We start from the raw sequence: 26326 nt of genomic DNA, 5'->3' as shown, positions 1-26326 counted from the left end.
GGATGTTTTCTCGGGCCTTGGGGCGGATTGCCCTGTGAAGGAGCCCCTCACCGACAGATTTCCTGTCGACGAGGGGCTGTCTCAGGCAGCGTCGGCTGACTTTGGGCCGTCGTGGGCGTGACCGGCGGCCCGGTACATCTCGCTGATGGCTTTTCGGGTGCGGGTTTCGCTGCTCGGCATCAGGTGCGTGTACACGCGGAGGGTGAACCCCGGGTCGCTGTGGCCGAGCTAGAGGCTCAGCGCCTTGACGTTCTTGCCGGCGTTCAGAAGGACCGAGGCGTAGAAGTGCCGCAGGGTGTGCATGCCGTGTTCACGAGCTGCCGCGTATCGCTGCCCCTTCTCCGGCACCGGGATGATGCCCGCAAAGGCAAGCGTGGGCTTCCACCGCTCGTCGTCGAAGCCGTTGCTCCATAGAGCCGTGCCGACGCTGCCGGTGAAGGCGAGCCGATGGGTGACCTTGGGGCCGGTGGGCGTCACCCAGGGCAAGGTCACGTCGACCGGCGGGAAGCGCTTCAGATGCTCTGTCAGGGCCACGGACACCTTCGGGTCGAGCGGAACATCCCGGAGCTTGCCTCGCTTCGGTGGTGCGAAGACGAGAGAGCCGCGGACCTTCTTCACTTGCTGCCGGACGTAGAGCCAGCCGAGGTCCCCGATGTTGTCGACCGCGAGACCGAAGATCTCCTCCTGACGAAGGCCACAACCGCCCCCGACGTCGGCCATCGCCTGGTATCGCTCAGGGAGACCGGCCCGCACGGCGAAGACTTGTGAGGCTGTCCACCGATGGACGCGAGAGGGGCAGGGCGGGGCGCCTTGACCGAACGGGCTCGGCAGGGATTCGAGGCCAGCAGACGGTCGTCCACGGCCGCGGTGAGCACGGAGGAGACCGCATCGAAGATCAGGCGCCGGTAGGAGGCTGAGGCCACGGCACTTTCGAGCTGACGATTCCAGTCACGGATGTGCTCCGGTTGGAACGAGCCGATCGGACGCGTTCTGAGGTAGGGAAGGGCATGGAGGCGTAGCCGCCCCTTCACCGCGGCCCGGCTCGCCAGGTCGGTGGTCAGTGCCGCGATCCATCGCTTGGTGTACTCACGGAAAGTGGTCCGTGCCGCTCGCGGGTCGATGTACTGGCCGCGTGCCATGTCGGCTTCGATGTTGGTCAGCCACACGTCGGCCAGCGCTTCTGCTTGTCCGGGAAGCTCTTGGCCTTCTCGGTGCCGTCCGGGCCGATGTACCGGGCGCGGTAGCGCAGCCCGATTCGAACACCTAAGGGCTGTCCCGTTAATAGATCTCAGGGCTCGGGAGGTCTGTCGCTCACGCATGGGATGTGCTGTGCACGGGGGAGTTGGGCCCTCTGCTCTTGTCGCAGGCGGCGGCAGTGCCGGATGTGCCGTTGTGCAGAATCGGGTAGGCCGCCTACCGTTCGGCTGTGAGCAGCTCTTTTCAGACGATCGTTGACCTGGAGGCGACCGCCGAGGACGCCGTCGCGCACGGGGAGCGGGTGGCGGCGTGGCTGGTCGGCGAGGGAATCGTGCGGCTGCCGGATCACGGCCCCGGGCCGCGGTGGGAGCGGGCGACGGGGTTCCGGGAAGCGAGCGGGAGCAACGGGCTGACGGTTGTCACGGGGCGGACGGTGTTCTTCTCGCCGCAGCAGAGCGGACCGCCGGTCTGTCCGTACTGCGGGGCGGCGTTCGGGGATGGACACCGCGAGACGTTCTCGCCGGTGATGGACGCATGGTGGAACACCGGCAGGGGCGAAGTGCCGTGTCCGGCGTGCGGAAGGGTGGTGTCGCTGGCTGTGTGGGAGTGGGCGGGGGACGGGCTTGCCTTCGCGTACCTGGGGCTCGAGTTCTGGAACGGGTCCGCGTTGCTGCCGGAGTTCGTTACGGAGCTGGGTCAGGTACTCGGGCACCGGACCCGGTTCGTGCGAGGAAGAATCTAAGGGTTGCCCCGTAACTGCTGGTCACGGGTGAGATGATCTTGATGTGGCTGGTGTGATCACGGCGTCGGAGTCGTTCTGGATAGCCCCGTCGCCGGGCTGAGCCCTCGCCTGTTCGGCAAGCTGGTGACCGTACTGCGGCGCGAGGGTGCGGATGCGGTCCGCAAGGGCCGGCCGTGGAGCCTCCCGCTGGAGGACCGGGTCCTGCTGGTCGCGGCGTACTGGCGCACGAACTTGACGATGCGCCAGCTCGCCCCGCTCTTCGGGGTGTCCAAGTCGGCGGCGGACCGCATCATCGACCACCTCGGGCCGATGCTCGCGCTCCAGCCCCGGAGGCGGTTCGCCAAGGGCACCGTGCTCATCGTGGACGGCACCTTGGTCCCGACCCGGGACCACGCGGTGGCGGAGCAGTCCAAGAACTACCGGTACTCGACCAACCACCAGGTCGTGATCGACGCCGACACCCGCCTGGTCGTCGTGGTCGGCAAGCCCCTGCCCGGCAACCGCAACGACTGCAAGGCGTGGGAGGAATCCGGCGCCAAGGCCGCCGTCGGCCGGACCATGACGATCGCGGACGGCGGCTATCCCGGCACCGGACTCGTCATACCCCACCACCGCCGCAAAGGCGAAGACCTGTCCGAGTGGAAGCAGGCGCACAACAAGTCCCATAAGCAGGTCCGCGCCCGCGTCGAGCACGTCTTCGCGCGCATGAAGACCTGGAAGATCCTCCGCGACTGCCGTCTCAAGGGCGACGGAGTCCACCACGCCATGCTCGGCATCGCCCGGATGCACAACCTCGCCCTCGCCGGATAAGCGAGCGGCCCGCACAACGGCCAAGGACTCCCGAAGCAGCTCGGAGATCATTTACGGGACAGCCCTTAGACGAAGCGTGCCCCAGGCTTCTCATGAAGACGCGGTCATGGGCCTCGTGGTCGCCTCACGTCCCCTTCCGGGAACGATAGCCCGGAGCAGGAAGAGGCGGGCGGCGCGGCGCAGCAGACGTTCGAGGTCGCCGACCAGAGCGCTTAGGTCGTGGGTTGTGGAGCCGTCGAGGAGACAAAGGAGTTCGGTTTCCGCGACATCTCCGTGCATCTCGGTGTTACGCCGACGGTAGGCGCCCCGGATCAGTTGCTCGATGTGCCGATCCTCGGTGTCCAGTTCCGGGTCGCTAGTCAGAAGTGCCTTCGCGCCGGCGACGAGGTGTTCGCGCTTGTTCTGTGTCCGGGGGAGCCCGGAGTGGTGTACGAACAGGGACTCTGCGGTGATGCACAGGTCGATTAGGCGCTCCTCGGGCAGGACGCGGCTGCCAGCCATGACTGAGCCTTTTCCAACCTCACGCTGATGCGTGGTGAAGGACGAGGACAGCCTTCACCACGTCGGTGATTCGGTTGGTGCTGCAGCGGAGCTTCCGCAGGAGGCGCCAGCCCTTGAGGGTGGCCATGGCCCGCTCGCCGAGGCAGCGGATCTTGGCGTGGGTGGTGTTGTGGCGACGCTTCCATCGCTTGAGGTGGCGGCCCCGAAACGGTACGCGGACGGGTCCGCCGGCGCCTTGATATGCCTTGTCCGCCCAGCATTTGAGTCCCGCATCGGCGAGGGCTTCGATGATGCCGTGCTGCCGCGCGGCGGTCAGGTCGTGAGTCGAGCCGGGCAGAGCCGGCGAGGCCCAGAGCAGCCGTCCGAACGGATCGGTGAGGACCTGGACATTCATGCCGTGGCGTTTGTGTTTCCCGGAGTAGTACGGGGTGTCGACGGCGATGCGGTCGATCTGCAGCAGGGTGCCGTCGAGGATCACGAACGCCTTCGTCCGGATCGTCTTCATCGCCTCGGCCAGGGAGGGGGCAAGGGCGGCCAGGGCCTCGACGGCTTCACATATGTAGCGGTAGACGGTCGCGATCCCGATGTCGAACCCGGCAGCGAGCTGGGCGTAGGTGTCACCGCACCGTAGATGGGCCAGGGCGAGCAGTGCCTGACGTGCGGCGGGAAGGCGCCGCCACCGCGTTCCGATCTCCTGCCGCCGGGCTGTCAGTTGTCCGGTCAAGAACCGCAGGGTGCGGCTGGACAGATCAATCGAGGACGGGTAGAGAAGCACGCGAAGCTCCTGGCGGATAAAGGTGATCTTGGTCGAGAACCCGTCTACCAGGAGCTTCGTCGTTGCGCAGGACAGTCCAACTCGCGGTCAGGCACCGCAGCTCGAGAAGGGTTCGTTGTCCCATCGTGGCCGATGGGGAGCTGGTGGAGTGGGGACTGCGTCGGTACGGCGTGCTGCGGTTTCCCATGAAATCCGGTGGAGTCACAGCGGCCCGAGGTGGTTGGGTCCTGCTCAATGCTTCGCTGACACGGCCCGGCACAGTGCGAGGCGCAAGATCCGAGTCGCAGCGCGGTCTCGCCCGCGTGTCGTCGAGTGATGGAGGTTTCGCGGTGGCTGGTTATGGGGCGCTTTCCGACGTATACGAGTGGCTGATCGGGGACGACAGGTTGACCCCCGCCAAGGCAGCCGCGGTTTACTGCAGCGATGTCGTGGGCTCTGCGCCGCCCAACGCGCGTGTCCTCGACTGCGCATGTGGAACTGGCCAGCTCGCCGTCGGCCTGGCGAGTCTTGGCCTGGACGTGGTCGCCGCAGATGCCAGCACTGGGATGGTTCGCCGGACCGAGAAGGCCGCCGACGAGCAGGGTGTCTCGCTTCGAACCCTCCGCGCGAGCTGGGACGAGCTGCCCGAACACCTGGAGGACTCCACGTTCGATCTGGTGTTCTGCGTCGGCAACTCGCTCGGGCACGCCGAGGGCGCAGCCGGGCGCCTGACCGCACTGGAAGCGATGTCGCGACTGCTGAATCCGGGCGGACGCCTTGTGCTCCACTCACGCAACTGGGAGCTCGTGCGCGCCGCCGGCTCACGGGTAGACGTCCGTGATCGACTCATCCGCCGCAACGACCGCGATGCGGTCGTCAGCTACTACTGGCAGATCGAGCAGCGCTGGGAGCAGGAACACTTCCTCGAGATCGTAATCGCCCAGATCGAGCCGGATGGGGCAGTGCGAGCCTGCTCGGAGCGGTTGTCCATCTGGCCCTACCGGTACGAGGACCTCGTGGCGCAGTTGCGGAGTGTCGGGCTCACGGTGCAGTCCACCACCTTCGACCCCGAGAGCGACGGATACCTGGTGGTCGCCGGCCGCGACCAGGCGCGAGGCACGTCCGAGCTGGCGCGCTGATCCGCCTTTCGTCGTTGTCGGTGCCGACCTGCCGGCTCGCGACCGCCTGCGGCACTTCGCGAAGTGTTCAGCGCTCGAAGCGGCTGCTGCGGGTGCGGTCCTCACCCTGTATCTGACCTGCTCAAGCTGAGGTTGGAAACAGCTCACTAGGCGGCGCAGGGCGTTTTGCAGGAAACGCATGCCCAGAATGCGGGGGTCGTTCAGGAGCGCGTATACCTCGTGCAGATCCTCCACCTTGGCCCGGTCAACTAGGAGTGTGGGACGGTCCTCCACAGGATGATGGACCTCGGTGAGAATGGCGGAGGCGTAGCGGTGGGCGTCGAAGTCCTCCTGATTCTGCAGGCGCATTGGCCGGCCATATGTGACCGAGCCGCCGCAAACGACGCGCAGGGCGGTGATCATGTGGCGGGCGGCATCGTCGAAAGGTGAGGGTGTTGCGGCGTCTGGGTGCTGGTCGCTCCCTGTATGCACGGGAAATCCGCGTTCTAGGACTAGGGCGTTTTGATGGAACCGCGAGAGGATGAAGGAATTTGTACTGGTGAACTGGCCGATGGGGATGCCCATCACTCGCACGGCCTCGGAAAGCTCCACATCGCTCATCGGTCGTACGGTCAGCCCGCCCGGAAGAGAGGTACCCGCCAGAGACGGAGACATGTCGAACCCGAGGAGAGGTACGTACTCGACCAGGCGCACGGTCCTGACAAGGAGCCCGGTCTCAAAAGCGGCGTAAGCGGCTTCGAAGGGGGCGCGATCGAAGCGGTAGGTGCGGGTCGCCTCCACCACGGGAGTCAGCAGGTACTGAACCACGACAGTGTCGAGTTGGCGGCGGACGAGGCTGGAAGGGAACCCGACCAAGGTATCCAGCCGGGTGCGGACCACTTCATGGTCCGAAACGACCGCACGCAGGGCCTGGTACTCAGGGATGCTGCACCACCAGTCTCTGGACGAGAACTCGACGGGATGCTGCCACAGTTCGTGCTCGTGGCCCAGAAAGACCTCCTGTTGGGAGCGCTTCCAGGAGCGGTAGTCCCGCCGAAGGACGAAGCGCGGACCGGCTCCCTTCTCGGCCAGCGCGGCAAGTACCGCGGTGACGAGGTTGGCGGCGGCACAGCGCAGGGGCTCGTGAGCAGCGGGCATCGGAGACCTCCCAGGACAGGAACATGTTGGGGACAAGGCCCGCCGTGCGGCGAACAGGCAAGCATGCCAGAGCCAGTCGGCACCGCGTGGGTCATTTCTGCTGAGAGGGAGCAACGGGCTTCTCCTGAGGCACTCCTGGGAGTTCCAGATGGTTATGCCCAGCACGGAAGTGCAGCAGCCGGGGCCACCGTCCTGTGTCGACGGCATAGCTGACGGCAACGAGCGCGGACGACGACAGCCGGCAGTTCGTCGTGGAAGCGCAACGAACACGCTGAGCCAGGTCGCCGGGGCGCGCCCTCATTTTTTAAGCGCCTGGCCGCGACGCTGAACGTGGACGGGCTCAGGGTCTAACGGCGTGACAACGCCGACGCACAAAGGCCATCGGAGCTGTCCCCCGCCCGTGCCCACCATGGTCGCGCCCGGCACTCGCCTACACCGCACTTGCTCCCACCCTTAGAACTCGTAACACGATCATGCGGATCAATCCCAGTAGTCGTGTCGTGGTGGAGCGTGGCCCCGGATCCTGGGTGAGGACCTGTGTGAGGAAGAGCGACTGGATGAGCGTGGTGTGGGCGACGACTTCGCCGGAGTCGGGACTGTTCCATCCGGTTGAAAGACGTTCAGAGGTGAAGGACCTGTCAGACCGCTTCAACGACCTGCGTTCTCGTGGTGAGGGGTACCTCGAGGTTCGGTCGCCGAACACGGTGTTCCCGGTGCTGACCCTGGCTTTTCGGGGTGATCACGCTGTCGTCCATCTGATGAGTGACACCGAGCGGATGTCTCTGCTCGTAGGAGACGGCACCGTGCCCTCGGGTGCCGAGGTTGAAGTCCCGATCATGGACGGCCTCGCCGCGTTCACGGGCGACTTTGTCCTGGATGTTGATCGGGCGTGGGACCTGGTGCACGACTTCGCCCAGACACGGGCGGCTGGCCATCTGGGTGAGTGGTGGGAGCTATAACCAAAAGACGAAGGCGTCGTGGAGTTCGGTGCGGCGTTCCCAGCGGACGGCGAGTCGTTTGAAGTGATGGAGAAGGGCGAAGGTCTGCTCGACGACGTATCGGAGCTCGCCCAGGCCCTTGATGTTCGGTGATCCCTTGCGGGAGATGACGGGCAGGATCCGGCGGTGACGCAGCTCGCCACGGTTGGGGTTCGAGTCGTAGCCCTTATCGCCGAGGAGGGCTTCTGGTCGTCGGCCGGGGCGGCCCGCGACAGGTGGGATGCCGTCGACCAGGGCGAGGGTCTGGGTGACGTCGTTGACGTTCGCCGCGGTGGTAATGACCTTGAGTGGGGTGCGGCGTCCGTCGCAGATCAAGTGGTGCTTGCTGCCCGTCTTCCGCCGGTCGACCGGCGACGGACCGGTGTCGGGCCCCCCTTTTTCGCGCGAATGTGGGAGCCATCCACGCACGCGCGCGACCAGTCGAGTTCGCCACGCTCGTCGTCCTTCCCGAGGGAGGGCCGCACGCCGGGACTGGGGTCGTGAACCGCATGGCTGCGATCGGCGTCACGGTGAGCTATGCCGTCGAGCAGCCGGAGCCTCGGCAGGCGACTGCGGAGGAGGCGTCTCTCCTCGGCATCCAGAAGGCCGCTCTCGTGACCCACATCAGGCGGACGTACTACAGCGACCAGGGGCGGCCGGTAGAGACGGCTGACATCGTCGTGCCTGCCGCCCTGTGCGAGATCGTTTACGAAATCCCGGTCAATCGTCACTAGGAAGCGGGCTTCATGGTCCGAGCGAGCCGGGGGGTTGCTGTGAGTTGTCCGAAGGAGAGCGGGAATCATGACGGCACACAGTGAGCGGGAGCGCTGGGAGTGGATGTCCGCGGCCGGTGTGGGGCCCTTGCGGTTCGGGATGAGTCCGGCCGACGTCGCCGTCGCGCTCCAGGCCCTCGCCTCGCAGGAGCAGGTTGGCGGACCGTACTCACAGGAGAACTTCGCCGACGGGGTGAAGGTCTTTTACGACGACGAGGGCGGGCTCGCGTGCGTGTCATTGGACGCGGTCGTAGGCCCTCAAGCCTTCCTCGCAGGTTGGGCGTTGGCCGGCCGTGATCCCGGGCAGGCGCACCAATTCCTCCTGGACCACGCCTCAGAGCATGGAAACTGCTTGCTCTACACGCCCGATGACTCCCTTGCCTTGGCTGATCTCGGGTTGCTTCTGCGGGCTCAGCGGGTCGGCGACGTGCTCTTGTCGCGGCCGCTCTTCGTGATCGAGGAGTGGCTCGAATCGGAGTACTACCGCGACCGTCTCCCGCTGGAAGGCGTCGCGGTCGTGCACGTATGGAACGAGCCCTCGTAAGGCGACTCGCGCGTGATTCCGCTGCGACGTCTCCGGCAGCCCTGGGCCGTCTGTGGGCCGTGCGACGCCGCCCAAGGCCGACAATCAGCGACCGACAGTGACAGTCCAGCTACCGGGGCTCGGCCGGAAGCCCCAGGTCAGGCCCACCCACCGATACGGGTTTCCGTCAAGAGGTAGCCGTCAGGCAAGATGGGGTGTATCTGCCCACTCATCGATTGCCGGACGGTTTCTCTTGGCTGAGTACATCTACACGATGCGCAAGACACGCAAGGCGCACGGCGACAAGGTCATCCTTGACGACGTGACGCTGAGCTTCCTGCCCGGCGCGAAGATCGGTGTGGTGGGTCCCAACGGTGCCGGTAAGTCCACGGTGCTGAAGATCATGGCGGGCCTGGAGCAGCCGTCCAACGGTGATGCCTTCCTGTCGCCCGGGTTCAGCGTGGGCATCCTCATGCAGGAGCCCCACCTCGACGAGTCGAAGACCGTGCTGGAGAACGTCCAGGACGGCGCCGCCGAGATCATGGGCAAGCTCAAGCGCTTCAACGAGGTCGCCGAGCTCATGGCGACCGACTACTCCGACGCGCTCATGGACGAGATGGGCAAGCTCCAGGAGGACCTGGACCACGCCAACGCGTGGGACCTGGACGCTCAGCTGGAGCAGGCCATGGACGCGCTGGGCTGCCCGCCCGGTGACTGGCCCGTCACGAACCTCTCCGGTGGTGAGAAGCGCCGCGTCGCGCTCTGCAAGCTCCTCATCGAGGCGCCCGACCTGCTGCTGCTCGACGAGCCCACCAACCACCTCGACGCCGAGTCGGTGAACTGGCTGGAGCAGCACCTCTCGAAGTACGCGGGCGCCGTGGTCGCCGTCACCCACGACCGGTACTTCCTGAACAACGTCGCCGAGTGGATCCTCGAGCTCGACCGCGGCCGCGCCATCCCGTACGAGGGCAACTACTCCACGTACCTGGAGAAGAAGGCCACCCGCCTCAAGGTCGAGGGCCGCAAGGACGAGAAGCGGCAGAAGCGGCTGAAGGAAGAGCTGGAGTGGGTGCGGTCGAACGCCAAGGGGCGCCAGACCAAGTCCAAGGCCCGTCTCGCCCGGTACGAGGAGATGGCGGCCGAGGCGGACAAGATGCGGAAGCTGGACTTCGAGGAGATCCAGATTCCGCCGGGCCCGCGGCTCGGTTCCATCGTCGTCGAGGTCGAGAACCTCTCGAAGGCCTTCGGCGACAAGGTCCTCATCGACGACCTGTCGTTCACGCTGCCGCGCAACGGCATCGTCGGCATCATCGGTCCGAACGGTGCGGGCAAGACCACGCTGTTCAAGATGATCCAGGGCCTGGAGGCGCCGGACACCGGTTCCATCAAGGTCGGCGACACGGTCAAGATCAGTTACGTCGACCAGAGCCGCGCCAACATCGACCCGAAGAAGACGCTGTGGGCGGTCGTCTCGGACGAGCTGGACTACATCAATGTCGGCCAGGTCGAGATGCCCTCGCGCGCGTACGTCAGCGCCTTCGGCTTCAAGGGTCCGGACCAGCAGAAGCCGGCCGGTGTGCTCTCCGGTGGTGAGCGCAACCGCCTCAACCTGGCGCTGACGCTCAAGGAGGGCGGCAACCTGCTGCTCCTCGACGAGCCCACCAACGACCTCGACGTCGAGACCCTGTCCTCGCTCGAGAACGCGCTGCTGGAGTTCCCCGGTGCGGCCGTGGTCATCTCCCACGACCGCTGGTTCCTGGACCGCGTCGCCACGCACATCCTGGCGTACGAGGGCGAGTCCAAGTGGTACTGGTTCGAGGGCAACTTCGAGTCGTACGAGAAGAACAAGGTCGAGCGTCTGGGTGCCGACGCGGCCCGCCCGCACCGTGCCACGTACAAGAAGCTCACGCGAGGCTGATCGTCTTGGCTCGTCACATCTACAGCTGCCCGCTGCGCTGGTCGGACATGGATGCCTTCGGGCACGTCAACAACGTGGTCTTCCTCCGCTACCTGGAGGAGGCGCGCATCGACTTCATGTTCCGGCTGGCGCCGGGGGACGGCTCGCCGTCCTTCGCCGGCGGCTCCGTCGTGGCCCGGCACGAGATCGACTACGTGCGCCCGCTGGTCCACCGGCACGCGCCGGTGACCGTCGAGTCGTGGGTCACGAAGATAGGCGCCGCCTCGCTCACGATCGCGTACGAGATCAAGGACCCGGAGCAGGTGTACGTACGGGCGTCGACCATCGTCGTCCCGTACAACCTGGCCGAGGAGCGGCCCCGGCGGATCTCCGCGGAGGAGAAGCTCTTCCTCCAGGAGTACCTGGCCGAGGAGCCCGCGGCGGCATGACGGTGTCCGCGCAGTCGTTGCAGTTCGCCGATACGAGGGAGGCCGCGGATCTCGCGGCCTTCCTCGGCCGGCTGCTCCACTACGACCGTGCCGCGGCCGTACGGCTGCAGGCGGGCGGCGGCGCGCTGGCCGTGTTCGGCCGGCCGCCGTCGTTCGAGGTCCTGGCGATCCGGGCGGTGCGGCTGGCGGACACCCACCGGTTCGACGTGACCGTGTCCGCCGGAGAACTCCTCGAATCGCTGGAGGAGTCGAGCCGCTCCGGAGCCCTGCCGTCACCGGTGACGGGGCCGCCCTGGACCGGTGTGCTGCCTCCGCGAGGCGGCTGGCAGGAGCGGCCGGGGCTGCCCGGTCCCGTAGCTCTCGGGGCGGCGGTGAGCGAGGCGGTCGCCGAGTTCCGTACGCGGGACGGGGCACTGCCCGAGGAACGGCGCACACGGGCGGAGCGGGACCTGATCGGGCGGGACATCTGGTCGCGGACCGTCGGCGGTACGGAGCTTCCGCTGCGCGCCGTGCACGCGGCACAGTCACTCGGCTTCCTGCGTACGGCCCCGGACTTTCCGGTGGCCCTGCTGGCGACGGGCGCCTGGCTGCGGCTGCGTACCCCTTACGGGTCCATCGCCCTGCGGCGGGCGGGCGCGGCGGGGGGCCTGGGGACGCTCGCCGTCTCCGTGGGCGGGTAGGACCCGCAACAAGGCGCGTCACCAGCGCATGTGGACGTCCTCGGCCCAGCCCAGCAGGCGTTCCACCGTGATCTCGGCGCCGTCGTCGGTGCGGACGCGACCGTCGTAGTAGCCGAAGCACTGGTCGGTGCGGTTGTCGATCAGGCCGGTCTCCGTGCGCGTCGACCGGTTGTGGAACGGGGTGAAGGTCAGGTCCACCTGGCCGGACGACGGCGTACGGATGGTCCAGGGGGCGAGGTGGTCCGCCGGTGACCACTGCCAGTCCAGCTCCTCACCGATCTTGGTGAGCCGGCCGTCCACGCAGAGCCCGTTCTCGGTGGAGCCCGTGCCCGCCGTCCAGCGTCCGCCGAACTGCAGGCCCACCGTGTGGCCGCCGGTGCGTCCGGACGCGGCTCCCCAGTTCCAGTCGACCGTGCGCGGCCAGCGGCCGCGGCCGTGGTCCAGGACGGCCCAGGTGTCGTCCCCGTCGAACTCCAGGTACTCGGTGCCGATCCGGACCCGGCCCGACGCGGGGAGGGCGGTGTGCTTGGAGGTGTACTGGAAGCGGCGTTCGCTCCACGGCACGACGACGGAGAGCGACTCGTGCTCCGGAGGCCGGGCGACCAGGAGGTCGACCTCCAGCGGAAGCCGGTCCGGGGTCAGGCAGCGGGCCCTCAGCCGGGTGCCGGCGTTCTCGTCGCGGATCTCGACCCGCACCTTGCCGCTGGACGGCCGCTCGGGTCCCACCACCACGTCCCGGGATCCCGGGGCGCCCGCGACGGTGTCGGGGAGCTCGACACCGAAGCCGCCGGGGATGATCGCCGTACGCTCCAGCTCCAGCCCGCCCGGTGCGTATTCGAGCAGGTAGACGGTGTTCAGGGCGAGGAAGTCGAGGTCGCTGACGGTCAGCGCCACCAGGTGGGTGGGCGTCGTCACGCACCAGTACTCCCACCGCTTCGTACGGCCCCAGCCGCGCAGGTTGGCGCGATGAAGAGGCGTCCGGGACCAGCCGACGGCAGCCGGGTTCAGGCTGCCGTCGGGCAGGCAGAGGTCGACCGGCTCGGTGATCTCGCGTTCGGACGTCGTCATGCGCGGATCCTAGTAGGGGGTCCGGCAGGCCGGACCGGCGAGGTGGAGCAGCGATTTCCGGTCGCCCTCGACCGCGGGTCAGCCCTCGGTGTTCACCATCGAGGCGGCCGCGTACGTGAGGTAGTCCCACAGTTGGCGCTCGTGCTCCGGGGCCAGCCCGAGCTCGTCCAGCGCCACCCGCATATGGCTCAGCCAGGCGTCGTGCGCGGCGCGGTCCACCCGGAACGGCGCGTGCCGCATCCGCAGCCGGGGGTGCCCGCGCTCCTCGCTGTAGGTGCGGGGACCGCCCCAGTACTGCATCAGGAAGAGCGTGAACCGCTCCTCGGCCGGACCCAGGTCCTCCTCCGGGTACATCGGCCGCAGCAGCGGGTCCTCGGCCACGCCCTGGTAGAAGCGGTGGACCAGGCGCCGGAAGGTGTCCTCGCCGCCGACCGCCTCGTAGAAGGTCAGCTCCTGCAGCGTGTCGCGCGGATTCTCAGTCACCCGTCCATGGTCGCAGACGCGTCGGCGGGGGCGGGGGTCCCGGGGCATCGATCACGCCAATCGCCCCCAAGGGCTGTCCCGGTGGCCGATTTTCGTCGAATCCACTCGTCGAAGTTCGTTACGCGAACTACTATGGTTCGTGTTACGAACGACAAATGCCGTCATCGGGAGTGGGGAAAATGGCGAACGAAAGCGTGCAGGGCGAGAACGTAAATCGTACGGTGGTGGTCATCGGCGGGGGATACGGCGGGGCGGCGGTCGCGAAGGCGCTGGACGAGGAGGCCGACGTCGTCCTCATCGATCCCAAGGACGCGTTCGTGCATGCGGCGGGGTCGCTCCGCGCGCTCGTCCGGCCCGACTGGGCGGGCAACATCTTCTTCCCCTACGACACCCTGCTGCGGCGCGGCACCGTCCGCCGCGAGCATGCCGCCGCGGTGGATCCGGGCGGGGTCACTCTGGCCTCCGGGGAGCGCATAGAGGCCGCCTACCTGGTTCTCGCCACCGGCTCGGACTACCCGTTCCCGGCCAAGATGGACACCGATGTCTCCGGCGAGGCGCTGGAGCGCATCCGCGAGGCGCACGCCGAACTCGCGGCTGCCGAGCGGGTCCTGATCGCGGGGGCCGGTCCGGTCGGGCTGGAGCTGTCCGGTGAGATCAAGGCGGTCTGGCCGGACAAGCACGTCACCGTCACCGACCCCGCCGGTCAACTGGTGCCGGGCTTCCTGCCGGAGTTCCGCCAGGAGTTGCACCGCCAGCTGGACGCGCTCGGTGTGGAGCTGCGGCTGGACACCGCCCTGGCGGAGCAGCCGCCGGTCGAACCGGGCCGGGGCAAGTCCTTCACCGTGGCCACGGCCGACGGCGGCGAGATCTCCGCCGACATCTGGTTCCGCTGCTACGGCGGGCGCACCAACGGTGACTACCTCGCCGACGGCCGGGTCGCCGTCCGCACCCCGCAGGGCCGGGTCCGGGTCACCGAGGCGCTCAACGTCGAGGGCCACGACCACATCTACGCACTCGGGGACATCACGGACGTGGCCGAGGCCAAGATGGCCGGCCATGCGATGAAGCATGCCGAGGTGGTCGCGGAGAACGTCCTCGCCCAGGTGCGCGGCAAGCGGCCCACGGCCACCTACCGGCCGACCCCCGTGCCTTCGGCCCTGCTTCCGCTCGGCCCCAACGGCGGGGTGGGCCAGGTGCCGTCACCCGACGGGCCGGTCATTCTGCCGGCGGCGGCGGTCAGCGAGTACAAGGGTGCGGACCTGTTCACCGGCCGGTTCGCCGAACTGTTCGGGGTGACGCGCGGATAGGGCGGCCGTGCGCTCAGGGCGCGGGCGGGGTGCTCTCGTCCGACTCCATGAAGACCACCGGCACCTTGTTGCTCAGCACCAGCCGGCCGAGCAGCGTCGCGAGTTGCTCGCGGTCCGCCTCGTCGAGGCCTGCCGACAGGGTGTCCACCCGTCGGCAGGTCTCGTCGTAGAACGCGTCGGCCAGTGCCTCGCCCGCCGGGGTCAGGGCGACCCGGACCGCGCGGCCGTCCTCGGGATCGGGTTCGCGGCGCACCAGGCCGCGCTGGACGCTGCGGTCCACCAGGCCGGTGAGGCTGGACTTCGCCAGCCCCAGCATCGCGCCGAGCTCGCTCATCCCGTACGGCTGCACCATCAGGACGCACAGCAGCTGGCCCTGCTGTGCGGTGATTCCGTGTTGGCGGCCGGAATCGGCGTACACGGCATTCACCAGGAACGAGGAGCGCACCAATGCGGTGACGATTCCCATCTGTCCGTGCTCGGCCTTTCGCATTCCCCCAGAATACGGCAGACAGCGCGGGTGGGACCTCGTCGGGATGCCTGACATTCGTGGTGCGAATTATGTGCGCCCCCGAGAGCGACGGCCGGAGCGGACAGCACAGCGGCCGGCGACGGGGCGGTCACCCCTTCGCCGGCCGCGTGCGCGTCCGAGCGGTCAGTCCCGGCGGATCGTGATCGTCGTCCACGCCCCGACGTGCACCTGGTCGCCGTCCTGGAGCGGTACGGGGACGTAGGGCTGGATCGGGTCCTCGGCGCCGTTCAGCGTCGTGCCGTTCGTCGAGTTCTGGTCGACGACGGCCCAGCTGCTGTCGGGCTGCTGCACCAGCACCGCGTGCTGGTGCGAGACGCCCGGGTCCTCCGGGGGCACGGACAGGTCGATGTCCGGGGACTCGCCCGTGCTGTGCCGGCGGCGGCCGATGGTGATCTGGTTGCCGGTGAGCGGCAGCTGCTGCTCCGGGGAGTACGCCGGGAGGTTGAGCCCGGTGGCCTCGGGGCCGCTGCGCTGCATCATCGCCAGGAAGTACTCACGGTCGGGCGCGATGACCGCGGTCCAGTTCATGGACAGCGGGGCCTGACCCTGATCCTGGCCCGGTCCGTGGCCGGGGTTCTGGCCCTGGCCCGGTCCCTGGTTCTGCCCCGGGTACGGCGGCTGCTGCATCGGCGACTGCGGGCCCTGGGCCTGCGAGGGCGGGGACAGCAGCCAGTCGTCACCGCCGGTCTGCGGTGCCTGCGGCTGCGGCGGGGCCGGCGGTCCGGGCTGCTCGAAGACCGGGGGAGCCGTCTGCTGGAAGGCCGGCGGCGCGCTCTGCTGCTGCTGGAACGGCGGCGGGGGCGAACCCTGCGGAGAGTTCTGCTGCTGGGCGTGCTGCTGGCCCTGGGGGAACCCCTGCGGGCCGCCCTGCTGTCCCTGCTGCTGGAACGGCGGCGGAGGCGGCGGACCGCCCTGCTGCTGCCCCTGCGGCTGTCCCTGCTGCTGGAACGGGTGAGGGGGCTGCTGACCCGGTCCCGGAGGGCCGGGCCGGCCCGGACCCGAGGAGAGCGGCTCGGCCGACCGGTTCATCTGCGAGGGGCGCGAGCTCTGGTACTCGAACGGATCGCGGGGCTCACGCGGCTGCGGAGGGCCGGGCGGCTGCTGGGCCTGGAAGCCGGGCGGCAGGTTGAGCCCGGGGACCGGGCCGGCCGGAGCGCCGTGCTGCGGAGCCAGCGGCGTGTACGACGTGGCGGTGTTCGTGAGGAAGTTCCAGCGGCACTCCTCGCAGAACGGGGCCATGGCCTCGCGCGGGGTGCGGCACTGGGGGCAGAGCTCGGCATGCTGGGTCGCATCGGGGCCGGGACCCTGCGGATATCCGTAGCCGGGCGCGGGTGGCGGGGGAGGCGGCGGGGGAACGGCGCCCGCAGGCGCGCCCGCCCCGGCCATGCGGTGGCCGCAGACCTCGCACCAGTCCTCGGAACCCGACTGGTGTCCGTTCGGGCAGGTCGGCATGTCGGCGCTTCCCCCTCTCCTCGTCCGGCCCGTGGGCCGTCATTCTTCTTGCGTCGCCGCCCGGCGGACCTGACCGGTCGGGCGGCTCATCAGTGCGGATATATGACTATTTCTTGACGCGAACTGTCTTCGTGGAGCGCGTTTCGAGTGTCATCTCGTCCGCTTCCGCGACCTTCGCCTTCAGTCGCACAGTACCGGTCGCCGCGTCGACGACGTCTACCACCTTCGAAAGCAGTTTCGCAGTGTCCTCGTTCCCGGACGCCGATGCCAACTGCACCGCACGGCCCAGTTTGGCCGTCGCGCCGTCGAAGTCTCCCGACTTGCGCGCATCGAGACCCTGCTGGATGACTTGTGCCAGTTCCGCCTGACCCGTGTAGTGCGCGACCTGCGGATTGATCGAGGTCGACGCCACCATGTCGTCCGTCCACACCGCCCGTACCAGCCCCTGCGAGAGCGTCCGGGGCGCCCCGCCGGCCGGGTCGGGAAGGATCAGCGAGACGCGTGCCGCCAGCATCTCCTGCCCGATGCCGGCCTCCGGAACCTGCACGCACACGTGGTAGTCGCGGGACTCGTCGCCCCAGGAACCGGTGGGGTAGTCGCCCGCGCGCGGACCGGCCTCGGTCCTGCGGTCGGTCAGCTCGGCCACCGTCGGCGCGACCTGCTTCACGAACTTGATCTGCACACCGACCGGGGTCCAGAGCCGCAGCGCCACGTCCGCGACCTCCTTGCCCATCGCGTTCTCCATCATCTGCGTGAAGTCCGCGGCCAGCCCGGCCGGGTCGGCGACGATGTCGGCCGTGCCGAGCAGCGCCGAGGCGATCGCTGTGACCTCTTTCACTTCCCAGTCGGTCCCGACACCGCGGGCGTCGCACGTGAACCGGCCGGCGCACGCGTCGAGCGCGGCCCGCAGGTCCTCCGGCGCCTCGTGCTCGTTGCGCCCGTCCGTCAGCAGGATCCCGTGCCGGATCTCCACATCGGCGGCGCCGAGCAGCCGGTCCGCCAGCCGCAGCCAGGTCCCGATCGCCGTACCGCCGCCCGCGCTGAGCCGGCGCAGGGCCTCCTTCGCCTGGGCCTTCGTCTGTGCGTCCGCGACCGCGAGCCGCCCGTTGCCCGGGTACACGTCCTTGGCGACGTGGGTCCCGGCCACCACGGCGAAGGACGTGCCGTCGCGCAGCGTGTCGACGGCCGCCGCCGTCGCGTCGCGGGCGTTGCGCATCTTCGTCGGCGGGTAGTCCATCGAACCCGAGCAGTCCACCATGATCACCACCGCCGCGTCGGTGGCCCCGCCGGGCAGGCGCGGGCTCGTCGAACCCGTCAGCGGAACGCCACCGGTGGTGCCGCCCCCGGTCGAGGTGACCGTGATGATGCCGTTGACCTCACGGCCGCCCTCGGGCAGATATTCGTTCTGATACACCTCGACGGAGAACTGCGGCACGTTCGACTTGGAGAAGTTGGCCATCTGATCGGCTCCTTGAGGCTCCACATGTCAGATGAAGACAGATGTGCGGACAACGGCATCGGAGGTGCAGGGGCGGACGGAGCGGGACTCACCCGCTGCTTCAGGCGGATCCTGCCCCTTGCGGTGGTACGGCGAACGGCAGCAGGGCCACTGTTACGTTGTCGTGGCCCCCGCCGTCGAGGGCGTGGCCCACCAGCACCTGGGCCCCGTGCAGCGGCCGTTCGTACGCGTCCTCGGGCACGGCGGCGGCCATTTGGGCCGCGGACTCCGCGTAGTTCCACAAGCCGTCCGTGCAGACCACCACGAGTCCCGGCCGGTCCGGTTTGAACGACGCGGTGTGCGGCTCCAGTTCGTAGGCGTCAGCGCCGAGCCAGCCCGTGATGGCGTGGGCGCGCTCGTCGGCGTACGCCTCCGCCTCGTTCATCAGGCCGGCCGCGACCATCTGCGAGGCCCAGGAGTCGTCCTCGGTGAGCCGGGCAGGTGCGGTGGAGCGGTCCTCGGGCACCCAGTACACGCGGCTGTCGCCGACCCAGCCGATGACCAGCAGCCCGCTCGCCATGATCGCGCCGACGAGGGTGCAGGCCGGGGCGTTCTGATGGCGGTGCGGATCGTGCTCCTGCGCCTGACCGGGGTCCTGCGCCAGCCGGTTGACCGACTCGGCGGCGGCGACGATCGCCTCGTGCATCGCCTGCTGCGGATGCGTGCCGCGCGGCAGCGACTCCAGCAGCGCCTCGTTGGCGGCGTGCGCGGCGGCGGCCGAGGCCTCGTCGGGCCGGCTGGCCGACGACACCCCGTCGCACACGATCGCGACGACGGCCGGCGAGCCGTCCGGCAACGCGGTGGTCGACACGGCGAACGCGTCCTCGTTGCGGTGATGACGCAGCCCGCGGTCGCTGACCGCGGCGACCGATTCGAGCTCCTGCTCCATGTGGTCGCGCTCGCGCGGCTGGGCGTGGCCGCAGTTCTCGCAGTAGCCGTCGTTGTCCACCCGGCCCGCCCGGCAGGCCACACACACCTTGGTGCCGGCCGACGGGGTCAGAGCCGGGTCGGGGGAGGTACGGGGATCCGGCGCCGCCCCCGCGGGCGCGGGCGCGGCCAGCTCGAAGTCGCCCGACGCGCCGGGCCCGTCGACACGGGTCCCCGGTGGCACCGAACGCTCCGCAGCCGGCGCGGAACCGGGCGCCTGCCACGGGGCGGGCTCCACCGCCTCCGGGGCCGGTCCGGAGCCGACGTCCGGCGAGGGCTCCCCGGCAGGGGTGGCGATGGCGATCGTCGGGCGGTCCTGCGGCGGCTCGGGCACGGCCGACAGGTCGTACCCGCACGCACCGCAGAACAGGTCCCCCGGCTCCAGCGGCTCCTCGCAGCCCGGACACCTCGACAAGGCAGTCTCCTGTGGCTTCTGCGACATGTTCACACCCACGTTCGGGGGCGGAAACGGTTGGCCCGCTCCACCAGTTCGATCCTCTCGTCACCGGGCTCCGCCAGCCGGGCGAGCATCCGGTACGACCGCTCAAGCCCGAAACGCAGGCCGCGCTCGTCCAACTCACTGCCGAGCAGCGTCCTCGGCCCCTGTGCCCCGGCGTGCGGGGCCGACTGCGGGTCCGAGGACCGAGCCGTGGGACTACCGGAGAGTACCCAGTCGAGCGCCGTCCCCAGCACCTCGGTCGACAACTGCTCGCGGCGCACCGCGTCCAGACCGAGCCCGGCCAGCCCCGAGACCTGCGCCGACGCGGCCATCAGATCGTTGATCAGCGGGTCGTCCGGGGCCCGTTCGCGCAGCCGGGCCCGTACCGCGGCGACCCGGGCCGCCGTGAAGTGGATCGACGCCTCCGGCACCGACTCCAGGGTCCGGACGGCCCCGCCCCGGTCCCCGGCCGCGATCTGCACCCGGGCCAGGCCGAACGCCGCGCTCACGAAGCTCGGGTCGGTCATCCACACCAGCCGGTAGTACTCGGCGGCGTTGTCCAACTGGCCCAGGACCTCCGCGCAGATGCCGAGGGCCAGCTTCGGAGCCGGCTCGCCGGGGAACGCGTCGTAGACCGCGTCGAAGGACAGGGCCGCGTTCTCCTTGTCGCCGGACACCAGGGAGGTGAGCCCGCGGTACCAGACCACCCGCCAGTCGTCCGGGTGCTTCGCCTCCAGCGCGTTCAGGGTCTCCGTCGCACCGGCGAGGTCGTTCATCTCCAGGGCGGCCCGCAGCTCACGCAGCCGGGTCTCCAGCGAGGCGGCCGGTACGGCCTGGAGTGCGGCGATCAGTTCGGCGGGTGCCGAGGCCATCACCCCGGCGAGGAAACCCGCGTTGGGGTCGCTCGCGTCGACCCTGGGCACCGGCAGGGCGAGCGAGGTCGCGCGCACGTCGAGCCCGGCCAGCCGGGGGCCGTTCGTGCTGTAGGGACCCGGAACGGCCGCCGGATCCGCGAGCGGTACCCGGGGAGCCGGAATGACCGCCTGGTTCTGCGCGTACGGGAGCGGGGCGCCGCCTCCCTGGCCGCCCGGAGCTCCGCCGCGGACATGCGTGGTGGTGGACGGCAGCGGTCCGGCTCCCGCGGCGAACCCGGCAGGCGGGCCGGCGGGCAGGGCGCCCGGCACACCGCCGGGCGGCGCCACCGCGGCCGGCGGGGCCACGGGCGGCGCCAGCGGCGCCCGGCCGGCCTTCCGCCGTCCGAAGAGCCCGGCCCGGCCGGGCTCCGGCGCCCTGGCCCCCAGCCGCGAGACATCACCGGTGCGGATCGTGAAGAGCTCCGTGTCGGTGACCCGCAGCTCCGCACCGAACAGCGTGGACAGCGCCGGACGCGGCCGCCCCGTCTGCAGCGACACCACCTCGCGCAGCACACCCGTCAGCTGCTCCGCCATCTCCGCTGCGGAGGCGAACCGCCGCGCCGGATCGGGGTCGGTGGCCCGCACCAGCAACCGGTAGAACGACTCGTAGGTGCGGAACACCTCGATGTTGTCCGGGTCCGGCAGCGAGTCCACGAAGACGTTCGTGTACCCCTGGAAGTCGAAGGTGAGCACCGCGAGCGTCCGCGCGACCGTGTACAGGTCGGAGGCCACCGAAGGGCCCGCCTCCGCGACCTCCGGCGCCTGGTACCCCACCGTGCCGTAGATGGCCGACTCCTCGTCGTCCATCCTGCGCACCGCGCCCATGTCGATCAGCTTCAGCTGGTCCTCGGTCTGGATCGCGTTGTCGACCTTGAAGTCGCAGTAGAGCAGGTTGCGGCTGTGCAGGTGGCCCAGCGCCTCCAGGGCCTCGATGCCGAACGCGCACGCCTGCTCGACCGGCAGCGGATCCCGCTTCCCGGCCGGGGTGCGGCGCTCGTTGGCGATCTCCTTGAGCGCCTTGCCGCCGACGTACTCCATGACGATGTAGCCGTCGAGCGAACCGGTCCGCTGGTCGAGGTGCTCGACGAAGTTGTAGATCCGGACGATGTTGGAGTGCTCGATCTCGGCGAGGAACCGGCGCTCCGAGATGGCCGCCGCCATGGCGTCCTGGTCACCGGTGTCGAGCAGGCCCTTGAGCACCACCCAGCGGTCCGAGACCGCGCGGTCCACGGCGAGGTAGACCCAGCCGAGCCCGCCGTGCGCCAGACAGCCCGCGACCTCGTACTGGCCGTGGACGATGTCGCCGCCCTGGAGCTTGGGCACGAAGGAGTACGGGTGGCCGCACTTGGTGCAGAACCCCTCCGTACGCCCCGGCCGTTCGCCCCTGGCCCGCCCCACCGGCGCCCCGCAGTCCGAACGCGAGCAGAACCGCTTGCGCTCCGGCACCTCGGGGTTCTCCATCACCGCGGTGCGCGGATCGGGACGCGGCACATCCGGTACGAGCACCAGCCCGGCCCCCAGCCGGTTGCGGCCCGAGGAACCGGTCGACCTGGCCGAGGAACGCACCGAGACCGAACGCGAGGTGGCGCTCCCGGACAGCGCGCGCGAGAGCCGCCCCGAAACCGAACGGCGCGAGGTCGACGAGCGCGAGGAGGACCGCGAGGAAGCCCTCGACGAGGCCTGCGAACTGCTGCGGGCCGAAGAGCTGTTGCTGCCCCGGCTGCCCCGTCCGCCGGCCGCGATCCCGGTGGGCGGCGAGCTCACCATCCCGTTCGGCGACACGACCGGCGCCAGACCGCAGGTGTCGCAGTACAGCTCACCGCCGCCCATGTCCTCGTAACTGCCCTCGCACGCGGGGCGCTGGCACTGCGTACTCATGGTCATTCCCCCTGTCCGCCCCGCCGCCGCGGCGGCCACGACGCTCCGTCACTACCCGTCCCGCACACCCTGTGCCCCGAAGTCCCCGCGCCTGTCATGGGTGCCCCCGCCGGTCCTCGGGGCCGGACGGCCCGCGCCCGGCCAGCATGTCCAGCGCCGCGTCCTGATAGCGCTGCACCGTCAGCGCGGCGACCCTTAGATCGCACGGAGCGCTCCACAGCATCCGCCGCGCCGCGTCGTACCGCTCGATGAGGACCGGATCCTCCGCCAGCCCGTGCCGGGCCACCTTCGCCTTGTACGCGTCGAGCCGCCCACGCAGCTCCGCTCGCACGGCCAGCGGTGCCGTGACCGCCGTCAGCTGCTCCCGGGCCCGCAGCAACTCCTCCTCGGCCTGCTGCTCCAGGGACTCCAGCAGCGGTGAGAGCCGGTGCCACTGGGCGTGTCTGCGGTACTCCGACGCGGCGGCCAGCCGCTCCTGGAGCGCCGTCGGCGGGCCGTTGACCGCGGGCACCTCGGAGGCGGCGATCTTCGCCAGGACCTCACCGCGCGCCGCCCGGGCCTCGGCCAGGGTGCGGTCGGCGCGGGACAGGACGTCGCGCAGCTGGACGAGGCGCTGCTCGGCGTCCTGCCGGACCGCGAGCACCGCCTCGACCTCCCGGCGCACCTCGTCCAGCGCCCGGGCCGCCCGGTCGTAGCGCGTCGTGTCCGGGCGTCCGCCGCCCGGCGCCGAACTGCCGGGCCCCGGCAGCCAGAACGCCAGCGGGTCCGAGATCACCTGCGCCCGCAGCGTGGCCAACTCCTGGACGATCGACTCCAGGTCGTCGCCCGCCGGGTGCTCCCCGGGCCGGACGCCGACCGAGTGCGCCAGCGAGTGGGTGCGGCGCAGCTCGGCGGCGAGCAGATCTATCCGGGCGGGCATCGCCGACCAGACGGAGTCGGAGGCGACGACCATGTCGAGCGAGCGCGCGTACAGCCCGTTCATCCGGTGGACCAGGTCCTCCAGCGTGAAGCGCTCCGAGAGCCGGGCCGGGCCGGTGATCGAGGGATCGTGGCCGGCGGCGGCGTGCGCCACCGTGACCCCCTGGCCGCGCAGCAGCTCGGTGAGCGCCACCAGGTCCTCGCGGTTGGGCTGACGGCGCCGGGCCCGCACCTCGCGCGCCCTGTTCAGGGCGCCCGCATAGGCGTCGAAGTAGCTCCACAGCAGCGTGATCGACTGTTCGGTGGCGCTCCAGCGCTCCTTGGTGACACCGGTGAGGTCGGCGCCTTCCAGCAGCCGGCGCCCGGCGTGGTCCTGAAGGGCGAGGAGCGAGGTCTCGATCGCCTCGTGCTCCGCACCGAGCCGGGCCAGCGCTCGGTCGGCCTCGTCCCGGTCCATGACCGGGCCGGGAGGCCGGGCCGCGTAGCTGGGGAAGGGGCCCGCGACGCCCATCGATCACCTCTCCGCTCTTCCTGCCGGGCGGAGGCCCGGCAGGATCAGTGCTGTCGACCGCCGGCCGGTCGTCAGTTGCTCGTCGGCCGGGAACCGGATCCAGGTCGTGTCCGTGAAGTCTCGTCCCGCCGCGGCCACTGCCTAGTTCCGGTACTTGGGCGCCGGCGGCGCCGTTATCCCGGGCAGACCGTTCCTCAGCCAGTTCCGGTACGACTGCATCCACAGGCTTTCCGTACCACCGGCGCGGTAGTCGACCAGCACCTTGTTGACCCGGGACACCAGGTCGTCGGCGCCCTTCTTCGTGGCCACGCCGTAGTACTCGGTGGTGAAGGGGGCGCCCTTGAGCTCCACGGCGGGGTCCTGGGCGGCCTGGCCGGCCGCGAGGGCGTTGTCCGTGACGATCGCGTCGACCTCGCCCATCTGGAGCCGCACCAGGCAGTCCAGCTGGTTGGGGACCGTGAGCTTGTCCTCGTCGGCCGCGCTGCCGTCGTGCTCGTCCTTGAACACGGAGCCGAACGACTCCTTCTCCAGCGCCTCGTACGCGGTGGAGCCCTCGGCGGTGCAGACCCGCTTTCCGGCCAGCGAGGAGTTGAAGCCGGTGATCGGCTTGCCCTTCTCCGGATCCCCCTTCGGGTCCTCCTTCGGCGCGAGGACCTGCTGACCGGCCTGGAAGTAGGCCGTGGAGAACGACACCTGGTCCAGCCGGGCACAGTTGATCGTCATCGTCCGGACGACGACGTCGACCTTGTCGTTCTGCAGGGCGGCGATCCGCTGGTTGGTGGGGATCGCCCGGAAGATCACCTTGTCCGGGCTGCCGAGGATGTCCTTGGCGATGGCCCGCACCAGATCGATGTCGAAGCCTTCGAGATTCCCGGACTCCGGGTTGCGGAAGCCCCACTGGAAGCTGTTCTGGTCGACGCCGGCGATCAGCTTGCCGCGGTCCTTGATCCGCTTGATCGCGTCGCCCTCCGCCCGGCCGGGCAGCAGGCTGGCCTCCGGGTCCGTGCAGTCGTCGGCCCGGGCCTGGACGGCGTGGGCCGTCCCCGATCCTCTGCCCGGCTCGTCGAAGGCGTCCTTGCCGCTGTGGGAGAGCGGCAGCAGGGTCAGCGATGCCGTCACCGCGCAGGCCGCTGCCATGGCGGTCACCCCGCCCCAGCCGCGCAGCCGGTGCGGACGGCCCCCGCGGGCCGTCCCCGGGCCCGTCCTCGGGTCCTTCGCTGTCATCGCTCCCCCTGTCACCGGAACTCCGAGAGCCTGCGGTTGACGCCGACGATCGCCGCCACCGCGCCCAGCACGGCCAGGGCCGCTGCGCCGATCGGCAGCCCGCCCAGGGCCCCGCGCCCGTCCTCGGCGGCCCGGGTGAAGTCGCTCTGCTCGTGCGCGAGCGCCTTCCGCAGCGCTTCGTCCACCCGGCTGAAGGACTCACCCGTCGAGTTCTCGGCCCCGATGATCTGCTCCAGCGCGGTGTCGTAGTCGCCGCTGTCATCGGTCTTGCGGGCGGTCCGGTGGCGGCTCTGCCACTCGGTGACCGCCGCCATGGCGTCGGCCACGGGCTTGCCGCCCTCGGTGTCGTCCGTGTCCTCGGCGAACTTCGCGGCCTTGCTCAGCTCTTGTCCGAGTGCCTTCATGCCCGTGCCGTAGTCCGTCTCGTACTTGTCCTTCTTGCCGTCCGCGGTGAGCACCGCACCACGGGCGACCACCGTGAGGTTCTCACTGGAGCGCGCCTTCAGCGAGTCGATGCGCGCCCGGTTGAGCACGTCCAGGGACTGCTGGCCATGCGTGTTGGCCTCGGCCAGATCGGAACGGGCCACCGAGTGCCCCACCGCCAGCCACAGCAGGACCACGGTCGCCGCCGCGGTCGCCGCGAGCAGGCCGTGGTTGAACACCCGGTTCGTCCTGCGGTAGTTGCGCCGCTGGGCCCAGAACAGCACGGCCAGCGCGATGACGCCGATGCCCAGGGAGAAGAACGGCCACGTCCGTGCGGAGTGGTAGTCCTGGTCGAGCCGGTCCGTCTCCGCGGTGTACAGCCGCTCGGCGGCCGGCAGCAGCTCGTTCGCCATCTTCTGGTTGGCGTAGCGGAGATAGGCGCCGCCCAGCGGCAGGCCCTGCCGGTTGTTGGCACGGGCGCGCTCGATCAGCCCGGTGTAGCGCGGCAGCTCCTTGTTGAGCGTGGTGATCTCGTGGCCGGACTTCGTCGACGCGTCCGTGTTGGCCGCGGCCTTCACCAGCAGCCGGGAGGCGTCGTCGATGTCCTTCACGTACTGGTCGTGCACCGCGCGCGGCTCCTGCGGTCCGGCCAGGAAGCCGCTCGCGGCCGCCGCGTCCGCATCGGCCAGCGAACGGTAGATGCCCGCCGCGTCCGCGCTGAGCGGCTGACTGCGTTCCACCACGTCGTTCGCCGCAGCCGCGCGGTCGCTGATCTCGAACGCCGTCACCGCCCCGAACGCCACGACGAGCAGCGCCAGCACGGCCCCGATGATCTGGAGCCGGCCCGGCTCGGTGGTCGCCGCGGCACGCAGCCGCTCCGTCACGACCGCCCGGACACTGTGCGGCGGCGGCGCGGGCACGGCCGCCGGCGCAGGCTGCTGCTCCGGCGCGTGGTGCGGCGCCGGGCGTACATTCGGCGGGTATGTCACTTGACCTCCCCCTCGGTCACTGACGGTGGCCCGCCCCCCGGCCGATCGGGGGACTGGTACCCGGCCAGAAGTATGGCCGCAGGGACCGGCGTCCACAGGCGAACGCACGGATCCTGCACCGGTCCACGAAGCAGCCGACTGTGATCAGCCGCGGTCACACAGCATTCGATCAAGGTCGACGCCGCCG

The 26326-nt window shown here is 69.8% G+C and carries 21 protein-coding genes and 3 pseudogenes; 10 read left to right on the top strand and 14 right to left on the bottom strand.

Features of this window, described 5'->3' with window-relative positions:
* Positions 1-81 precede the first annotated feature (81 nt).
* Positions 82-1255, bottom strand: a pseudogene (locus OG446_RS11840) (tyrosine-type recombinase/integrase).
* A 171-nt stretch (positions 1256-1426) separates the two neighbouring features.
* Between OG446_RS11840 and OG446_RS11835 the strand changes: the two are divergent.
* Positions 1427-1939, top strand: a complete 513-nt coding sequence (locus OG446_RS11835; protein ID WP_328893987.1) for a hypothetical protein — start codon at positions 1427-1429, stop codon at positions 1937-1939.
* A 43-nt stretch (positions 1940-1982) separates the two neighbouring features.
* Positions 1983-2749, top strand: a pseudogene (locus OG446_RS11830) (transposase).
* 90 nt (positions 2750-2839) lie between these two features.
* Here OG446_RS11830 and OG446_RS11825 read toward each other — a convergent pair.
* Together OG446_RS11825 and OG446_RS11820 are read right to left on the bottom strand one after the other, a co-directional pair.
* On the bottom strand, positions 2840-3250 hold the full coding sequence (locus OG446_RS11825; protein ID WP_328893986.1) for a hypothetical protein: 411 nt from the start codon (positions 3248-3250) through the stop codon (positions 2840-2842).
* Between the two features lie 19 nt (positions 3251-3269).
* Positions 3270-4025, bottom strand: coding sequence for a transposase family protein (locus tag OG446_RS11820; protein ID WP_328893985.1), 756 nt, complete (start codon positions 4023-4025; stop codon positions 3270-3272).
* A gap of 329 nt (positions 4026-4354) precedes the next feature.
* On the opposite strand from OG446_RS11820, the gene OG446_RS11815 reads away from it, so the two are divergent.
* Positions 4355-5143, top strand: a complete 789-nt coding sequence (locus tag OG446_RS11815) for a class I SAM-dependent methyltransferase (protein WP_328893984.1) — start codon at positions 4355-4357, stop codon at positions 5141-5143.
* 1676 nt (positions 5144-6819) lie between these two features.
* On the top strand, positions 6820-7239 hold the full coding sequence (locus tag OG446_RS11810) for a hypothetical protein (protein ID WP_443050087.1): 420 nt from the start codon (positions 6820-6822) through the stop codon (positions 7237-7239).
* On the opposite strand, the gene OG446_RS11805 is transcribed toward OG446_RS11810, so the two are convergent.
* Complete coding sequence (locus tag OG446_RS11805) at positions 7234-7686, bottom strand: transposase (protein WP_328893983.1); 453 nt, start codon at positions 7684-7686, stop codon at positions 7234-7236. The two genes, OG446_RS11810 and OG446_RS11805, sit on opposite strands and share 6 nt — an antisense overlap.
* 23 nt (positions 7687-7709) lie before the next feature.
* On the opposite strand from OG446_RS11805, the pseudogene OG446_RS11800 reads away from it, so the two are divergent.
* The 5 genes and pseudogenes from OG446_RS11800 to OG446_RS11780 form a co-directional block, all read left to right on the top strand.
* Positions 7710-7991 (top strand): annotated as a pseudogene (locus tag OG446_RS11800) (UTRA domain-containing protein); the annotation flags it as partial.
* Between the two features lie 67 nt (positions 7992-8058).
* Positions 8059-8574 (top strand): hypothetical protein, encoded by a 516-nt coding sequence (locus tag OG446_RS11795; RefSeq protein WP_328893982.1) that lies wholly within the window; start codon positions 8059-8061, stop codon positions 8572-8574.
* Between the two features lie 232 nt (positions 8575-8806).
* Entirely contained in the window at positions 8807-10471 is a 1665-nt protein-coding gene (ettA, locus tag OG446_RS11790) for an energy-dependent translational throttle protein EttA (protein WP_326662158.1), read from the top strand.
* A 5-nt stretch (positions 10472-10476) separates the two neighbouring features.
* A complete protein-coding gene (locus OG446_RS11785) occupies positions 10477-10899 on the top strand; it encodes an acyl-CoA thioesterase (protein ID WP_326662159.1) in 423 nt (140 codons plus the stop codon).
* Positions 10896-11579 (top strand): hypothetical protein, encoded by a 684-nt coding sequence (locus OG446_RS11780; RefSeq protein WP_328893981.1) that lies wholly within the window; start codon positions 10896-10898, stop codon positions 11577-11579. The genes OG446_RS11785 and OG446_RS11780 overlap by 4 nt, the downstream gene beginning before the upstream one ends.
* Positions 11580-11597: 18 nt before the next feature.
* Here the strand turns inward: OG446_RS11780 and OG446_RS11775 are convergent, their stop codons facing one another.
* Positions 11598-12647: a DUF2804 domain-containing protein gene (locus OG446_RS11775; RefSeq protein ID WP_328893980.1), complete on the bottom strand. Its 1050-nt coding sequence runs from the start codon at positions 12645-12647 to the stop codon at positions 11598-11600.
* A 78-nt stretch (positions 12648-12725) separates the two neighbouring features.
* On the bottom strand, positions 12726-13130 hold the full coding sequence (locus OG446_RS11770; RefSeq protein WP_328893979.1) for a globin: 405 nt from the start codon (positions 13128-13130) through the stop codon (positions 12726-12728).
* A gap of 179 nt (positions 13131-13309) precedes the next feature.
* Between OG446_RS11770 and OG446_RS11765 the strand changes: the two genes are divergently transcribed.
* Complete coding sequence (locus OG446_RS11765; protein ID WP_328893978.1) at positions 13310-14437, top strand: NAD(P)/FAD-dependent oxidoreductase; 1128 nt, start codon at positions 13310-13312, stop codon at positions 14435-14437.
* Positions 14438-14450: 13 nt separating this feature from the next.
* Here OG446_RS11765 and OG446_RS11760 read toward each other — a convergent pair whose 3' ends face one another.
* From OG446_RS11760 to OG446_RS11725, 8 genes are all read right to left on the bottom strand, one after another.
* Positions 14451-14903 carry a MarR family winged helix-turn-helix transcriptional regulator gene (locus tag OG446_RS11760; protein ID WP_328898275.1) on the bottom strand — a complete coding sequence of 151 codons (453 nt, stop codon included), beginning with the start codon at positions 14901-14903 and terminating at the stop codon, positions 14451-14453.
* A gap of 186 nt (positions 14904-15089) precedes the next feature.
* Complete coding sequence (locus OG446_RS11755) at positions 15090-16418, bottom strand: FHA domain-containing protein (RefSeq protein WP_328893977.1); 1329 nt, start codon at positions 16416-16418, stop codon at positions 15090-15092.
* A 106-nt stretch (positions 16419-16524) separates the two neighbouring features.
* Positions 16525-17877 (bottom strand): vWA domain-containing protein, encoded by a 1353-nt coding sequence (locus tag OG446_RS11750; RefSeq protein ID WP_328893976.1) that lies wholly within the window; start codon positions 17875-17877, stop codon positions 16525-16527.
* A gap of 100 nt (positions 17878-17977) precedes the next feature.
* Complete coding sequence (locus OG446_RS11745) at positions 17978-19291, bottom strand: PP2C family serine/threonine-protein phosphatase (protein ID WP_328893975.1); 1314 nt, start codon at positions 19289-19291, stop codon at positions 17978-17980.
* Positions 19288-22074 (bottom strand): serine/threonine-protein kinase, encoded by a 2787-nt coding sequence (locus OG446_RS11740; protein ID WP_328893974.1) that lies wholly within the window; start codon positions 22072-22074, stop codon positions 19288-19290. Before OG446_RS11740 ends, OG446_RS11745 begins: the two co-directional genes overlap by 4 nt.
* Before the next feature lie 94 nt (positions 22075-22168).
* Complete coding sequence (locus OG446_RS11735) at positions 22169-23503, bottom strand: hypothetical protein (RefSeq protein ID WP_328893973.1); 1335 nt, start codon at positions 23501-23503, stop codon at positions 22169-22171.
* Positions 23504-23644: 141 nt separating this feature from the next.
* Positions 23645-24727 (bottom strand): glutamate ABC transporter substrate-binding protein, encoded by a 1083-nt coding sequence (locus OG446_RS11730; protein WP_389259019.1) that lies wholly within the window; start codon positions 24725-24727, stop codon positions 23645-23647.
* Between the two features lie 11 nt (positions 24728-24738).
* On the bottom strand, positions 24739-26139 hold the full coding sequence (locus OG446_RS11725) for a hypothetical protein (protein WP_389259021.1): 1401 nt from the start codon (positions 26137-26139) through the stop codon (positions 24739-24741).
* Between the last annotated feature and the right edge of the window lie 187 nt (positions 26140-26326).

It is taken from the genome of Streptomyces sp. NBC_00236 (genome assembly GCF_036195045.1).
In the GTDB taxonomy this organism is placed as follows: Bacteria; Actinomycetota; Actinomycetes; order Streptomycetales; family Streptomycetaceae; genus Streptomyces.
This window is presented reverse-complemented; position numbering and strand designations above follow the sequence as displayed.